The sequence below is a fragment of the Streptomyces sp. NPDC001920 genome (genome assembly GCF_053594495.1).
Map to the genome: position 1 here is coordinate 68,141 of NZ_JBSFEP010000024.1, position 14,577 is coordinate 82,717.

At 70.7% G+C, this 14,577-nt stretch carries 10 protein-coding genes and 1 pseudogene; 7 read left to right on the forward strand and 4 right to left on the reverse strand.

Features of this window, described 5'->3' with window-relative positions; translation table 11 throughout:
- The first annotated feature begins 73 nt into the window (after positions 1-73).
- From ACWCPI_RS32895 to ACWCPI_RS32915, 5 genes are all read left to right on the forward strand, one after another.
- Positions 74-490, forward strand: a complete 417-nt coding sequence (locus ACWCPI_RS32895) for an SsgA family sporulation/cell division regulator (protein ID WP_451041608.1) — start codon at positions 74-76, stop codon at positions 488-490.
- A gap of 307 nt (positions 491-797) precedes the next feature.
- Positions 798-2,477: an ABC-F family ATP-binding cassette domain-containing protein gene (locus tag ACWCPI_RS32900; RefSeq protein WP_451041609.1), complete on the forward strand. Its 1,680-nt coding sequence runs from the start codon at positions 798-800 to the stop codon at positions 2,475-2,477.
- A gap of 10 nt (positions 2,478-2,487) precedes the next feature.
- The gene (locus tag ACWCPI_RS32905) at positions 2,488-4,743 is read left to right on the forward strand and encodes an ATP-binding cassette domain-containing protein (protein WP_451041610.1); all 2,256 of its coding nucleotides are present in this window, start codon (positions 2,488-2,490) and stop codon (positions 4,741-4,743) included.
- Positions 4,744-4,844: 101 nt separating this feature from the next.
- A complete protein-coding gene (gene ddaH, locus ACWCPI_RS32910) occupies positions 4,845-5,621 on the forward strand; it encodes a dimethylargininase (protein WP_451041611.1) in 777 nt (258 codons plus the stop codon).
- A gap of 218 nt (positions 5,622-5,839) precedes the next feature.
- Positions 5,840-6,814 carry an acyl-ACP desaturase gene (locus tag ACWCPI_RS32915; protein ID WP_388806381.1) on the forward strand — a complete coding sequence of 325 codons (975 nt, stop codon included), beginning with the start codon at positions 5,840-5,842 and terminating at the stop codon, positions 6,812-6,814.
- 451 nt (positions 6,815-7,265) lie between these two features.
- Here the strand turns inward: ACWCPI_RS32915 and ACWCPI_RS32920 are convergent, their stop codons facing one another.
- On the reverse strand, positions 7,266-7,526 hold the full coding sequence (locus ACWCPI_RS32920) for a WhiB family transcriptional regulator (RefSeq protein ID WP_388806383.1): 261 nt from the start codon (positions 7,524-7,526) through the stop codon (positions 7,266-7,268).
- Between the two features lie 272 nt (positions 7,527-7,798).
- Here ACWCPI_RS32920 and ACWCPI_RS32925 point away from each other — a divergent pair, with 272 nt between their 5' ends.
- A complete protein-coding gene (locus tag ACWCPI_RS32925) occupies positions 7,799-8,590 on the forward strand; it encodes a VOC family protein (protein WP_451041612.1) in 792 nt (263 codons plus the stop codon).
- A 202-nt stretch (positions 8,591-8,792) separates the two neighbouring features.
- Here the strand turns inward: ACWCPI_RS32925 and ACWCPI_RS32930 are convergent, their stop codons facing one another.
- From ACWCPI_RS32930 to ACWCPI_RS32940, 3 genes and pseudogenes are all read right to left on the reverse strand, one after another.
- Positions 8,793-9,830, reverse strand: a complete 1,038-nt coding sequence (locus tag ACWCPI_RS32930; RefSeq protein WP_451041613.1) for a LacI family DNA-binding transcriptional regulator — start codon at positions 9,828-9,830, stop codon at positions 8,793-8,795.
- A gap of 104 nt (positions 9,831-9,934) precedes the next feature.
- A pseudogene (locus ACWCPI_RS32935) lies at positions 9,935-10,871 on the reverse strand (NAD(P)-binding domain-containing protein).
- Between the two features lie 14 nt (positions 10,872-10,885).
- Positions 10,886-11,899 (reverse strand): multicopper oxidase domain-containing protein, encoded by a 1,014-nt coding sequence (locus tag ACWCPI_RS32940; protein WP_451041614.1) that lies wholly within the window; start codon positions 11,897-11,899, stop codon positions 10,886-10,888.
- A 178-nt stretch (positions 11,900-12,077) separates the two neighbouring features.
- Here ACWCPI_RS32940 and ACWCPI_RS32945 point away from each other — a divergent pair, with 178 nt between their 5' ends.
- Positions 12,078-14,561, forward strand: coding sequence for a ThuA domain-containing protein (locus ACWCPI_RS32945; protein WP_451041615.1), 2,484 nt, complete (start codon positions 12,078-12,080; stop codon positions 14,559-14,561).
- Positions 14,562-14,577: the final 16 nt, after the last annotated feature.

Here is a 14,577-nt window from a genome sequence, read left to right on the forward strand (position 1 = left end):
ATTCCATCGTCTCTACCAGTGCCCGGTCTCGTCCGCCCGGATAGTCGTCCAGCCGTCACAAGGGAGCAAGGCGTTGTCCACCGTCATCGAGCAGCCCGTCGAGGCCCGTCTGGTCGCCGCCGCGCCGCGGATGCCGAGCATTCCCGCGACCCTTCACTACGACCGGCGCGACCCCTTCGCCGTCCGTATGACCTTCCCGGCGCCGGCCACCCTGGAGGGTGTCGAGGTCTGCTGGACCTTCAGCCGTGAGCTGCTGGTGTCCGGCCTGGAGGGCCCCGAGGGGCACGGGGACGTCCGGGTGCGGCCGTACGGCTTCGACCGCACGGTCCTGGAGTTCCACGCTCCCGAGGGCACGGCGGTCGTGCACATCCGTTCCGGCGAGGTGCGGCGCTTCCTGCAGGCCACGAGCGAGCTGGTGCCGCTGGGGCTGGAGCACCTCCAGCTCGACCTGGACCACGACCTCGCCGAGCTGATGCGGGACGCCTGCTGAGGCATCCCGCCCAGGGTCTCCCCCGCTGAGACCTCCGCGCAGGACCGTCAATTGCGTTGACACCGTCGGCACCCGCTCCTACGGTGTACAGCGGTCCTGTTGCCGTCGATTGGAGAAGGACGTTGCTCGTCTGAGGTCCTGAGACACCGCGCCACACCTGAGGTGTGTGCGCCGCGTGCGACCTCGGCGTTCGAGCCGTCCTCCGGAAACAGGGCTTTTCTCATGCCCTCCTGAGGCCTCCCCGTGGGTCGCCGGTGTCTCGAAACGCGTTTGCCCTTGATCGCTTCGAGCATCCGCGGAGGCCCGTATGTCTACTTCCATCACCTGTACGTCCCTTGCCTTCACCTGGCCCGACGGCACCCCCGTCTTCGAGAACCTCGACGTCGCCTTCGGCCCCGGCCGCACCGGCCTCGTCGGGGCCAACGGGTCGGGGAAGTCGACCCTGTTGAAGCTCCTCGCGGGAGAACTCACCCCGCTCGACGGCGCCGTACGCGTCGCGGGCGAGGTCGGCTACCTCCCGCAGAACGTCACGCTGGACACCGCCCTGAAGGTCGACGAGGCGCTCGGCATCGCCGCCAAGCGGACCGCGCTGCACGCCATCGAGGCGGGCGACGTGGCCGAGGTGCACTTCGAGACCGTCGGCGACGACTGGGACGTGGAGGAGCGCGCGCTCGCCACGCTCGGCGAACTCGGGCTCGGCCACGTCGAGTTGGACCGCACGATCGGCGAGGTCTCGGGCGGCGAGTCCGTGCTGCTGCGCCTGGCCGCGCTGCTGCTGCGCCGCCCCGACGTCCTGCTGCTCGACGAGCCCACCAACAACCTCGACCTGTACGCGCGCCGGCGGCTGTACACGGCCGTCCAGTCCTGGCCGGGCGTGATGGTCGTCGTCAGCCACGACCGTGAACTGCTCGACCTCGTCGACCAGATCGCCGATCTGCGCCGAGTGAGTCCTGCGGCGCGAGGCGCCTCGGCCGAGGGCGGTGGTGGCGGACGGGTGGGCGAGATCACCTGGTACGGCGGCAACTTCTCCGCGTACGAGCATGCTCTGGAGATCGAGCAGGAGGCGGCCGAGCGCATGGTGCGGGTCGCCGAGGCCGACCTGAAGAAGCAGAAGCGTGAACTGGTCGACGCCCAGGTCAAGTTGGCCCGCCGCAAGCGGTACGGCCAGAAGATGTGGGACCAGAAGCGCGAGCCGAAGATCGTCATGGGGGCACGCAAGCGCGCGGCACAGGAGTCCGCGGGCAAGCACCGCATCATGCACGAGGAGAAGCTCACCGAGGCCAGGGAGCGGCTCGACGACGCGGTGGAGGCCGTACGGGACGACGACGAGATCCGCGTCGATCTGCCGTACACGGCCGTTCCGCCGGGCCGCGGCGTCCTCACGCTGCGGGAGCTGGAACTCGTGTACGGCGCCCGGGTGGCCGGTGGTCTCGATCTGCACGGCCCGGAGCGGATCGCGCTGATCGGGCGCAACGGCTCGGGCAAGACGACGTTGCTGCGGACGATCGCCGGGGAGCTGGCGCCGGTGGCCGGCGAGGTGACGGCCCATGTCCCGCTGCGCTTCCTGCCGCAGCGGCTGGACGTCCTCGACGACGAGCTGACGGTCGCCGAGAACGTGGCCCGGTTCGCGCCGGCCGCCACCAACAACCGGATCCGGGCGCGGCTGGCCCGCTTCCTGTTCCGGGGTGCCCGTGCCGACCAGAAGACGCAGACCCTCTCCGGAGGCGAGCGCTTCCGGGCGGCGCTGGCCGCGCTGATGCTGGCGGAGCCGGCACCGCAGCTGCTGATGCTGGACGAGCCGACGAACAACCTGGACATGGCGAGCGTGCGGCAGCTCACCACAGCCCTGGAGTCGTACGAGGGCGCACTGATCGTGGCCAGCCACGATCTGCCGTTCCTGGAGTCGATCGGCATCACACGCTGGCTGATGCTGGAGGACGGAGAACTGAAGGAAATCACGCCAGAAGCTGTCGGGTATACCGCCTAGCTTCGACTGCATGCCCGATTTCATCACCATCACCGGAGCCCGGGAGAACAACCTCAAGGACGTCACGCTCCGCATCCCGAAAGGCCGGCTGACCGTGTTCACCGGCGTTTCGGGATCGGGGAAGTCCTCGGTCGTGTTCGACACGATCGCGGTGGAGTCCCAGCGCCAGCTGAACGAGACCTTCACATGGTTCGTGCGCAACCGGCTGCCCAAGTACGAGCGCCCGCACGTGGAGGACCTCCAGGACCTCTCCCCCGCGATCGTCGTCGACCAGCGGCCCATCGGGGGGCACTCCCGGTCCACGGTCGGCACGATGACCGACATCCAGTCGGTGCTGCGGGTGCTGTTCTCCCGGTACGGCGCCCCCAGCGCCGGACCGGCGACCGCGTACTCGTTCAACGACCCCTCCGGCATGTGCCCGGACTGCGACGGCCTCGGGCGGTCGGTCCGGCCCGACTGGGACCGCATCCTCGACCCGGCCCGCTCCCTGGCCGACGGCGCGGTGCGCTTTCCGCCCTTCGCCGCGGGCACCTGGCAGGGGCAGGCGTACACCAACAGCGCCGACCTCGACCCGGACAAACCCGTCGGGCGTTTCACCGCCGCCGAACGCGAGTTCCTGATGCGCGGCCGCCCCGGCAGCAAGGTCACCGTGTCCGGCTCGGGCGGCACCTGGACCACCGACTACGAGGGCCTGGCCACCCGCTTCGAGCGGTTGTACCTGAAGCGGGACCTGTCGGCGATGAGCCAGAAGACCCGCGACCTGGTGCGGGAGTTCCTGACGGAGGGCACCTGCCCGGCCTGCGACGGGGCCCGGCTCAACGCGGCGGCGCTCGCGACCCGGATCAACGGCCGGAACATCGCGGAGTGCGCGCGCATGCAGGTCACCGACCTGATCGCGGTACTCAAGGACATCGACGACCCGGTGGCCGGCCCCGTCGCACGCGCCGCCGTCACCGCACTCGAACGCGTCGACGCCATCGGCCTGGGCTATCTCAGTCTCGATCGCGAGACGTCCACGCTCTCCGGCGGCGAGGGACAGCGCCTGAAGACGGTCCGCCACCTGGGCTCCAGCCTCACGGGCATGACCTACATCTTCGACGAGCCCAGCGTCGGCCTGCACCCACGCGACGTCGGACGCCTCGGCGACCTGCTGCTGCGACTGCGCGACAAGGGCAACACCGTGCTGGTGGTCGAGCACGACCCGGACCTCATCGCGCTCGCCGATCACGTCGTCGACATGGGACCGGCGGCCGGCGCGGGCGGCGGACGGGTCGTGTTCGAGGGGACGCCGGCCGAGCTGGCCGGGTCGGGCACGGTGACCGGGCGGTGCCTGGGCCGCCGTACGGCGATCAAGGCGGACGTACGGCCGGCGAGCGGTGGGCTCTGGGTGAAGGGCGCCGACCGGCACAACCTGCGGGAGGTGACGGTGGAGTTCCCGACCGGGGTGCTGACCGTGGTGACCGGGGTCGCCGGGTCCGGGAAGAGCACGCTGGTCGCGCAGTTCACGACGGCTCACGAGGGCGCGGTGGTGGTGGACCAGTCGTCGATCGGGATCTCGGGGCGGTCGACTCCGGCGACGTACCTGGGAATCATGGACACGGTACGGAAGATCTTCGCCCGCGAGACGGGCGCCGAGCCGGGCCTGTTCAGCTTCAACTCCTCCGGGGCGTGCGGCACCTGCGAGGGCCGCGGGATCATCTACACCGACCTCGCCTTCATGGATCCGGTCACCACGACGTGCCACGACTGCGAGGGACGGCGCTTCAAGGACGAGGTGCTGCGGCTGACCGTCGAGGGCAACTCCATCGCGGACGTCCTGGAGATGACGGCGGACCAGGCACTGGAGTTCTTCCGGGATCCGGGCGTGCGCCGGCGTCTGCGCGCCCTGCGGGACGTGGGGCTGACCTACCTCACGCTGGGCCAGCCGCTGTCCACGCTGTCCGGCGGGGAACGGCAGCGCATCAAGCTCGCGACGCGGCTGCACCGCACCGGCGCGGTGTACGTCCTCGACGAGCCGACGACCGGGCTGCACATGTCGGACGTCGACGGGCTCCTCGGGCTGCTGGACCGGCTGGTCGACGCGGGCAACACGGTCGTGGTCGTCGAGCACAACCTGGAGGTGGTGGCGCACGCCGACTGGATCATCGACCTGGGGCCGGACGCCGGTCGCGACGGAGGACGGGTGATCTTCGAGGGGACCCCGCGGCAGCTCCTCGCGGCACACGGCTCCTTCACCGCGGAGCATCTCAGGAGGGCCACAGCCTGACCACGAGGGTTTTGTACCGGCGGGTAGGCACTGCATGATGGCGGACCGGCGGCCCGTGCATCATGGTCGCCGACACCTGCCACCGATCCGGAGATCCCGTCGTGCCCAGCAAGAAGGCCCTCGTCCGCCGCCCCAGCCCGCGCCTCGCCGAAGGGCTGGTGACGCACATCGAGCGGGAGAAGGTGGACGTCGACCTCGCGGTCGAGCAGTGGGAGGCGTACGTGGCGGCCCTGCGGACGCACGGCTGGGAGACGATCGAGGTCGACCCGGCCGACGACTGCCCCGACGGGGTCTTCGTCGAGGACACGGTCGTCATGTACCGGAACGTCGCGCTGATCACCCGGCCCGGTGCCGAGTCCCGGCGCGGGGAGACCGCCGGCGTCGAGGAGGCCGTCGCCTCGCTCGGCTGCTCCGTGAACTGGATCTGGGAACCGGGCACGCTGGAGGGCGGCGACGTCCTGAAGGTCGGCGACACGATCTACGTCGGCCGCGGCGGCCGTACCAACGCGGCCGGCATCCAGCAGCTGCGGGCCGCCTTCGAACCGCTGGGCGCACGGGTCGTCGCCGTACCGGTCAGCAAGGTGCTGCACCTGAAGTCGGCGATCACGGCGCTGCCCGACGGAACGATCCTGGGCCGTATCCCGCAGCTGGACGTACCGTCGCTGTTCCCGCGCTTCCTGCCGGTTCCGGAGGAGTCCGGCGCCCATGTGGTGCTCCTCGGAAGCGACAAGCTGCTGATGGCCGCGAGCGCGCCGAAGACGGCGGAGCTGCTCGCCGACCTCGGCCACGAACCCGTCGTCGTGGACATCAGCGAGTTCGAGAAGCTCGAAGGATGTGTGACATGTCTCTCGGTCCGCATGCGGGAGCTGTACGCCTGACCGGCTGAACGCGAGACTCGTCCAGCCCCAGGACCTGCGGGTCCTGGGGCTTTTCGCGTCCCCGGTGAGTCCGGACGGAACAGCCGCTGATCAGCGGTCTTTACATCACTCTTAACCTACGGCTTCGTAACCTACGGCTTCGTAGCCTACGATCCCGTAAGTTCCCGGCGACCGCTCGCCGGGTGCCTGCCTGTGTTGTGCGTCCCCCTGGAGTACCCGTGACGATCACTTCCCCTCACCTCGGCAGTCCTGCCGTCTGGACCGACGCCCGGCTGTTGTACGCGCTGGAGGAAGTCGTCGAGCAAGAACTCAACCGGCACCTGAAGATCGCCAAGGACTGGATGCCGCACGAGTACGTGCCCTGGACGGACGGCCGTAACTTTCCCGGCCACTTCGAGGACGGGGAGGCCTGGGACAAGGAGCAGTCCAAGGTCACCGAGATCGGCCGCATCGCCCTCGTCGTGAACCTGCTGACCGAGGACAACCTGCCCAGCTACCACCACGAGATCGCCTCGCTCTTCGGCCGGGACGGCGCCTGGGGCACCTGGGTGCACCGCTGGACCGCCGAGGAGGGCCGGCACGGCATCGTGATGCGCGACTACCTGCTCACCTCGCGCGCGGTGGACCCCGACAAGCTGGAGCAGTTCCGGATGGCCCACATGAGTGAGGGCTTCGAGTCGGACAACCGGCACTCGATGCTGCACTCGGTCGCCTACGTCGCCTTCCAGGAGCTCGCGACCCGCATCTCGCACCGCAACACCGGCCACCAGTCCGGTGACCCGGTCTGCGACCGCATGCTGGCGCGCATCGCGACCGACGAGAACCTCCACATGGTCTTCTATCGCAACCTGCTCAAGGCGGCGTTCGAGCTCGCGCCGGACCTCACGATGCAGGCGGTACGTGACGTGGTCGTGAACTTCCGCATGCCCGGCCACGGCATCCCCGGGTTCGAGCGCGCCGCCGCCCAGATGGCCATCGGTGAGGTGTACAACCTGCGCATCCACCACGACGACGTCCTGCAGCCCGTGCTCCGCTTCCTGAAGATCATGGAGATCGACGGCCTCGGCCCGGAGGGGCAGAAGGCGCAGGAGGAGCTGGGTCTGTACATGGGCGGCCTCGACGCTGAGGCTGCGAAGTTCGACGAGAGGCTCGCGGCGCGCAAGGCCCGGATGGCGGCCCGCGCCGCCGGCTGACCGGTAGCACCCGCCGAGACGACGGCCGGCCCGCTCACCCGCGGGCCGGCCGTCGTCGTCCCGGTACGGGCCCCCCGCACGCCATGGACGCGTGGGAACAGCGGGGTGGAGGAGGCGGTCGGCCTTCTGCCGGGCCCGGTCGGCGGGAACACCACCGAGCGAGTCGGGGAAGGTACCGGGATGAGCACTTGGGTGACCGTGAGGATGGCTGGGCGGTGCATGCGGGGCGTGTCCAGGACGCTCTCGACCTCGGCGAGCGTCCGGCGCGGCTGACGCACGTCCCCTTGAGAACGCCCGGAAGCCGTGGGACGGCGGGCGCGATCGCCTGGCGTGAGGAGGCTCCCCCTCGCGAGGGGGCCGGGGCGGCCGGCCGCGAACCAGTGTGTTCCGGTTCCGGGAGACATCGCCCGGGATGCGGCTGGGAACCGGCCGGGTGAACGGCCGCACCGGTTCACGTCCAGCGGGACGTGCGCCTGAGCTGGAGTCGTTCCTTCTCCGACAGGCCGCCCCAGACGCCGAAGCGTTCGTCGTTGTTCAAGGCGTACTCAAGGCAGGCGGAGCGGATCGGGCACATGCCGCAGATCCGCTTCGCCTCCCGCACGGAGCTGCCCGGCTCGGGGAAGAAGAAGTCCGCTCCGGTCTGCGCGCACAACGCCTCCTGCTGCCAGGCCAGATCGGGCGAGGTGATCGTTGCGATCGTTTCGATGTGCATGCCCGGGATCGTGCCGGTCGGCGAAAAACGTTCGATCAACGCGCGATATACGGCGCGCGGCCACGACCGGGGCCGAGCCGATGGTCCCCCGCCGCGCGTAGCGGTGCACGACGGCGCGCGGAAGCGGGCGGGAGCCGGCGGACCGGCAGCCGGTCACCGACCCTGGTCACCGTAGGCCGCCTCCGCCGACTGCGTGCTTCCGGCGGCGGTTGTCAGTGGGCGGTGCGAGACTCGGCGGAGCAGGCAACGGGACCCTTCCGAGGAGGGCGATCATGCTCACCACCCGTTATGTCACGGGCGCGCCGATCTGGATCGACCTCGGCACACCCGACATCGAGGGCTCGAGTTCCTTCTACGGCGGGCTGTTCGGCTGGCGTTTCCAGCCGGGCGGGCCCGAGACCGGTGGTTACGGCCTCTTCCAGCTGGACGGCAGGACCGTGGCCGGCGGCATGCAGACCACACAGGAACAGGGCCCACCGTCCTTCACCGTGTACTTCCGGACGCCGGACGTGGACGCCACGGCCAAGGCCGCCGAGCAGGCGCACGGCTCGGTGCTGGTGCAGCCCATGGACGTGATGGACCTGGGCCGCATGGCCATCCTGGCCGACAAGGCGGGCGTCGGCTTCGGCCTGTGGCAGCCCGGCACCAACAAGGGCATGGACGTCGTCCAGGAGCCGGGCTCACTGTGCTGGCTGGAGCTGTACACCACGGACGTGCCGGGCGCGGCGGGGTTCTACAACGCGACGCTCGGGATGGAGACCTTCGCGGTCGACTTCTTCGGCGGCACGTACACGACGTTCGCGCCCGGGGGTGAAGGGGAGGACGCCATGTTCGGCGGGGTCGTGGACAAGGCCGACGACCCGGCGGAGGCGCACGGCCCCCCGTACTGGCTGCCGTACTTCGAGGTCACCGACACGGACGCCACGGTCGCCAGGGCGCAGGAACTGGGCGGCACGGTCCGGATGCCCGCCACGCATCTGCCGGACGTGGGCCGGGTGGCCAAGCTCGCCGACCCCTACGGGGCACGTTTCGCGGTGATCAGGAGCGAGCCGCCGCAGGGCTGAGCGGACGCCGGGGCCTGCTCGGGTCGGCTGCGTCCAGCCGTTCGTCCCAGCCGACCCGGACGACGGGCCCAGGTGTGCTGCTCGGTCAGGTTGGTGACGCGGCCGGCTGGTGCGTGCTCCGGGGGTGCTCCGGTCGAGGGCCGGGGGCGTGCAGGGCAGAGCCCCTCGTACGGGATGTGCCGACCTGGTCCGTACGACGGACCTAGGCGGAAGCCCGCCGCACCAGCGTGGTCGGCAGGACGACGCCGGACGGCGCGGCGACCCCGTCCGGCTCGGCCGTGTGCCGGTCGAGGCCCCGCAGCAGCAGGCGGGCCATCAGCCGGCCCATCTCCTCGATGTCCTGACGGACCGTGGTCAGGGGCGGCTCGGTCTGCTCCGCGACGGGCAGCATGTCGTCGAACCCGACCACGGCGACGTCGTCCGGCACCCGTCGTCCCGCCTCGCGCAGCACCCGTAGGGCGCCAGCCGCGGTGAGGTCGTTGGCGGCGAACACCGCGTCCAGGTCGGGGCAGCGTTCCAGCAGCTCGCGCATCGCCCGTTCCCCGCCGCCCGGCGTGAAGTCGCCCTCGACGACGAGCCGGGGATCGGCGCCGGCCATGACGTCCCGGTAGCCGTCGAGCCGATCCACCGCCGAAGTCTGGTCGAGGGCGCCGGTGATGTGCGCGATGCGGGTGCGGCCGAGGGAGGCGAGATGGCGTACGGCGTCGCGGGCGCCGCCGCGGTTGTCGCTGTCGACGTAGACGACGCCGTCCCGGTCGCCGTGCCAACCGGGGCGTCCGCCGAAGACGGTGGGTACGCCGGCGCGCTGGATCAGCTCGGGCAGCGGGTCCTGGAGGTGCAGCGAGAAGACGAGTGCCCCGTCGACATGCCCGCCGGCGAGGTAGCGGCCGACCCGGGCGTGGTCGTCGCGGCCCTCCGTGAGCAGCAGCACCAGCTGGTTGTCGTGGGCGGTCAGCTCCTTGCTGATGCCGCGCAGTTGCAGGGCGAAGAACGGGTCGGCGAAGACCCGGGTCTCGGGTTCGGCGACGACGACCGCGATGGCGTCGTGCCGCCGGGTCACGAGGCTGCGGGCGGCCTGGTTGGGCACGTACCCGAGCTCGTCGACGGCCTTGCGGACCCGCTCGACGAGCGGCTCCCTGACCCCGTCCCCGCCGTTGACCACCCGGGACACGGTGGCCCGCGAGACACCGGCCCGTGCGGCCACGGCCTCCAGGGTGGGACGCGGGGCGGTGTCGGTCACTTCGGGACTCCTCGTCGGCGGTTGCGGATCAGGATAGCCGCCGGGAAGCCGGAGGTGAGAGCGCTCTCGGGCCGTTCGTGGATCACCCGAAGCGCTCTGCGACCTCAAGCCGGCAGGTCCACCGTCCGCCCCACGCCCTCCCGCCGCGCCGCCCGGTACGCCGGCCGGCTCAGCGCCAGGTCCTGCCAGGGCAGCCCCACGGGTGCGGAGACCGTACGGCTTCGGGCGCTCACCCACCCCGGATGGTCGCCCCGCGGCACATCCGTCAAGGTGGCGTCGGCGGCGTGCGGCGGGAGGCCGCCCGCCGCCAGGGCCCCGTTCTCGCGGCGAGTCCACGGTCGTCCACCACGAGCAGCGCGGCCCGCAGCAGATCGGCGGACAGCTCCTGCTTGCCGGGTTCGTCGGCGCCCAGGCTCGTCAGGTGCCGGCCTTCCGGTGTGTCCGACAGCCGCGGCAGCGGCTCTCGGGCCCCGGTCGCCAGCAGCACGGTGTCGGCGGCCGCGGCGGCCTCCCGAGCCGAGTCCGCGGCCCGGCCCCGGTGCCGTACCGCGAACGCGGCGGCCCGTTCGGCGTCCGTGTCGTGGACGACGAGCGCGCGGTGCGGCCGCAGCTCCGCCAGGCCCCGCACCATCTACTCGGCCTGGGCGCCCGCGCCGATCACACCGGGGTCGCGCCCCGGGCCGGCCAGCAGATGGGTCCCGAGCGCCGCCGACAGCCCGGTGCGCCACGCGCCGTCGCGGTCGCCGAGGTCAGCAGCGCCGGCAACTCCCCGTCCTGCCCGCTGCGCAGGCAGATCACCCCGCGCAACGCGGGCCGCGCGAAGGGGAGCTTGGCGTTCACCTTCACCGTGTATGCCTCGACGCCCGGCAGCACACCGGGGATCAGCGCGGTGGCGGTGCCGGGGAAGGGCAGGTCGGTCCGCACCCGTTGCCCCCAGACCGCGGCGTCCGGGGCGCGCAGGAAGCCGTCCCGCAGCGCCTCCGGACAGGGTCCGGGTGCCAGTACCGCTTCCAGGTCGCCACGCGTCAGGACAAGGGTCAACCGCACATGAGGGGTCAATGCCGGTGCGCGGACCCCGAGGAGGACGATCCATGGCCGTGTTCGTGCGGGTCGTAGCCGGGAATCGTCCCGTCCGCCTTCTTCACCAGGAACAGCCCCACCATGCCCATGTCCGAGTGGCTCTGCACATGGCAGTGGTACATCCAGGCGCCCGCGCCGACGCCCTCACCCGCGATCACCTGGAAGCCGAAGGAGTCCGCAGGGCCGACGATCTTGTTGTCGACGACCTGGCTGGGGTCGTCGGGCCCGGTGAACATGCCCGTACGGTTGTCCGCCCAGCGGTGACCGTGCATGTGGAAGGTGTGGTAGTACTCGCCGTGCGTGATCACCACGAACTCGACGCGGTCGCCCACCGTGGCCTCGAAGTGGGGGCCGCTGTGCGCCGGTCGGTTGTTGATGAGCATGTCGTTCAAGACGACTGTGTGGGTCGCGTCGGGAAGGACGTCGCCCTTGCGGCGCACGATCACCGGCCCGTACAGGCCCTTGCGGATGCCGCCCGTGCCGTGCTCGGTGCCCACGACGTGGTCGTGGTAGTGCCAGTAACCGGCGCTGCCCGCCCGCCAGGTGCCGTCCTTGCGGCGGCCGGGGGCATGGGTGCGCCAGGTGTAGGTGCGGGTGCCGCCGGGTTCGACGTGGCTCCTGTTCAACTTCGTGCCGTCGCTGGTGATCTCGTAGTCCAGTCCGTGGACGTGCAGGCTCACCGGTACGTCCATCGTGTTCTCGAACTCGATGTGCAGGGTGTCGCCCTCGTTGAGCTCGATCAGCGGGCCGGGGATCGTCGCCTTGCCCTTCTCCAGGCCGTATCCCATCTGCCCGTCGGCCAGTTTCTCGGCGTACAGCTTGAGGTGTCTGGTCTCGCCGCCGGCCGGGGCCGTCCGGGGCGGGGCGTCGGCGCCCGCGGCCTGGGGCACCGACCCCAGCGACAACGATGTCGCGACGGTCGCGCCGCCCAGCAGTACGCGCCGGTTGAAGGTGCGCCTGTCGACGTTGCGTCTGTTGCCTGTGTCCATGCCGAACTCCCCATGGCAGTAAGGACATTGCGGGGGTGAACCGGTGAGACGGTACCGGCCGCTCCGCCGTTCATCCACTGTCAGGACAAAGTTCGCCCCAGTCCGGTCATAGGTATTGGCGAGTCGCTCAAAGGGGTCTAGCTTCCTTGTCGCTGTTGCTGTGACCGAGGAGGTGCCCATGCACGTGCGAGGGCTGAGCGCGAGAAGACGCACCTGGGTGGCCACCGTGGCTGCCGGGGCCGTCGCCGCCGGAGTGATGTCGGCCCCGGCAGCCGACGCACGCCCGGCCCCGGAGCCATCCCTGACAACGATGTCCGTCAAGTCGCCGCCGGGCGGCGCGAATGTACGGGTGCTGATCTTCCACGGGTCGGCGGCGGCCGGTGAGGAGTCGCCCCTGGTGAACGCCGGTATCGAGGCGATCGAGAAGATCGGCCTGTCCGGGCCCGCCGACCGGCGCTTCGAGGTCGAGGCCACCAAGGACGCCTCGGTCTTCACCGACGGGACGAAGCTGGGCCGCTTCAACGCGATCGTGTTCCTCACGGGCGGCGGCGACGTCCTCGACCCGGAGCAGGAGGCGGGCCTTGAGGCCTACATGGAGGCGGGCGGCGGTTTCGTCGGCATCCATGACGCGGCCCGCGCCGAACCGTACTCGGACTGGTTCACCGGATTGATCGGCGCCCGCCCTGCGGCCGGTGGCCCGGCGGACGTGCAGCGGGCCGTCGTCGAGGTCGGCGACCGGCGGCATCCGGCCACCAAGGACCTGCCGTTGCAGTGGAAGCGGCCGGACAAGTGGCTGAACTGGGCCAAGAACCCGTCCGGCACGGTGCACACGGTCGCGCGGGTCCGGGAGGCGTCGTACCGGCCCGGCACGGCCGCCAACGGCTGGGACCACCCGGTGAGCTGGTGCCGCGACTACGACGGCGGCCGCTCCTTCTACACCGGCATGGGCGGCACGGTGTCGTCGTACGACGAGACCGACTTCCGTGCGCATCTGCGCGGCGCCCTGCTGTGGACCACCCGGCTCGCCCAGGCCGACTGCAAGGCCACCATCACCGGCAACTACCAGGCCGAGCGCCTGACCAAGGCCAACCAGCCCGGCCGCAACGACCAGATCGGCGAGCCCCACGGCCTGGTCACGGCGCCCGACGGACGGGTGCTGTACATCGGGCGGGGCGGGGCCGACTCCTCCCAGCCGGTGATCACCGACTGGAACAACCCGGACATCGGCAAGGGCAAGGGCGAGATCCACGTCTACGACCCGAGGACCAAGAAGGTCACGCTCGCGGGCGAGTTGACCGTCTTCGGCAACAAGGGCGGCGGGGACGAGCTGATCAAGGTGGAGGAGGGGCTGCTCGGCATCGAGCTGGACCCGCGCTTCGAGCAGAACGGCTGGGTGTATCTGCACTACACCCCGCACTCGCGGATCAACCGCGACACGCGGATGGCCGAACGGCGGGTCTCCCGCTTCACCCTGGACCCGGCCACCGACAAGCTGGACCTGGGCAGTGAGAAGGTGCTGCTCACGTGGCCGGTGCAGATCCACAGTTGCTGCCACGCGGGTGGCGGGATGGCCTGGGACTCCCAGGGCAACCTGTACATCGCGACCGGCGACAACAACTCCAGCCGCTTCAGCGACGGTTACTCGGGCAACAACCCGGAACCGAACCACAAGGGCGTGTCCTTCGCCGACGCGCGCCGCACCGCCGGCAACACCAACAACCTCAACGGCAAGATCCTGCGCATCCACCCGGAGCCGGACGGGACGTACACGCTCCCCGACGGCAACCTCTTCACCGGCGAGGAGACCGACGAGGGCGGGGGCAAGACGCGCGGCGAGATCTATGTGATGGGCGTCAGGAACCCGGCGCGCATCTTCGTCGACCAGCGGACCGACACCCTGTACGCCGGCTGGGTCGGCCCGGACGCCTCGGCGCCCTCCCCGACCTGGGGCCCGGCGAAGTACGACACGTTCGCCGTCATCACCGAGGCGGGCAACCGGGGCTGGCCGTACTGCATGGGCAACAAGCAGCCCTACCGGGACCGCAACCTGCCCGATCCGACGAAGCCGCTCGGCTGGTACGACTGCGACCACCCGAAGAACGAGTCCCCGAACAACGACGGCCTGGTCAACCTCCCGCCGGTCACCGGCAACAACATCTGGTACGCGCCGCAGGGGGGCGCCCCGGACTTCCCGCGCGACGCGAACAACGTTCCGTCGTACAAGCAGGACGAGGCCACGTACGGGCTGCCCTGGCTCAAGGGCGGCGGGCAGGCCGCCATGAACGGGCCGGTCTACCGGTACGACGCCGCATCGGCCGACAGTGGCGTCAGGTGGCCGGCGTACTGGGACGGCAAGTGGTTCGTCGGCGACTTCTACGACGGCGACCAGCCCCGCCACGCCGTGATCACCGACCCGAAGACGCACGGGGACGGCGGTCTGCCGGTGCACTCGGAGTCGCTGAAGAAGATCGTGCCGACCGGCAACGAGGGGATCAGGAACCTCATGGACTGGAAGTTCGGTCCGGACGGCGCGCTGTACGTGCTCGACTACGGCCGCGGCTTCTTCACCTCGGACGCCAGGTCGGCGCTGTGGCGGGTGACCTACACGGGCGGTGGGCCGACTCCGGCCGCCGACCTGCTGGCGAGAGGAGGAGGCCGGTGATACGCCGCAGTCGGCG

What these genes read in the sequence shown, in the direction of transcription:
- ACWCPI_RS32900 (WP_451041609.1), top strand. Translation starts at nt 798, where the DNA reads ATGTCTACTTCCATCACCTGTACGTCCCTTGCCTTCACCTGGCCCGAC.
- ACWCPI_RS32905 (WP_451041610.1), top strand. Translation starts at nt 2,488, where the DNA reads ATGCCCGATTTCATCACCATCACCGGAGCCCGGGAGAACAACCTCAAG.
- ACWCPI_RS32920 (WP_388806383.1), bottom strand. Translation starts at nt 7,526, where the DNA reads ATGCACATCGAAACGATCGCAACGATCACCTCGCCCGATCTGGCCTGG.
- ACWCPI_RS32925 (WP_451041612.1), top strand. Translation starts at nt 7,799, where the DNA reads ATGCTCACCACCCGTTATGTCACGGGCGCGCCGATCTGGATCGACCTC.
- ACWCPI_RS32940 (WP_451041614.1), bottom strand. Translation starts at nt 11,899, where the DNA reads ATGGACACAGGCAACAGACGCAACGTCGACAGGCGCACCTTCAACCGG.
- ACWCPI_RS32945 (WP_451041615.1), top strand. Translation starts at nt 12,078, where the DNA reads ATGCACGTGCGAGGGCTGAGCGCGAGAAGACGCACCTGGGTGGCCACC.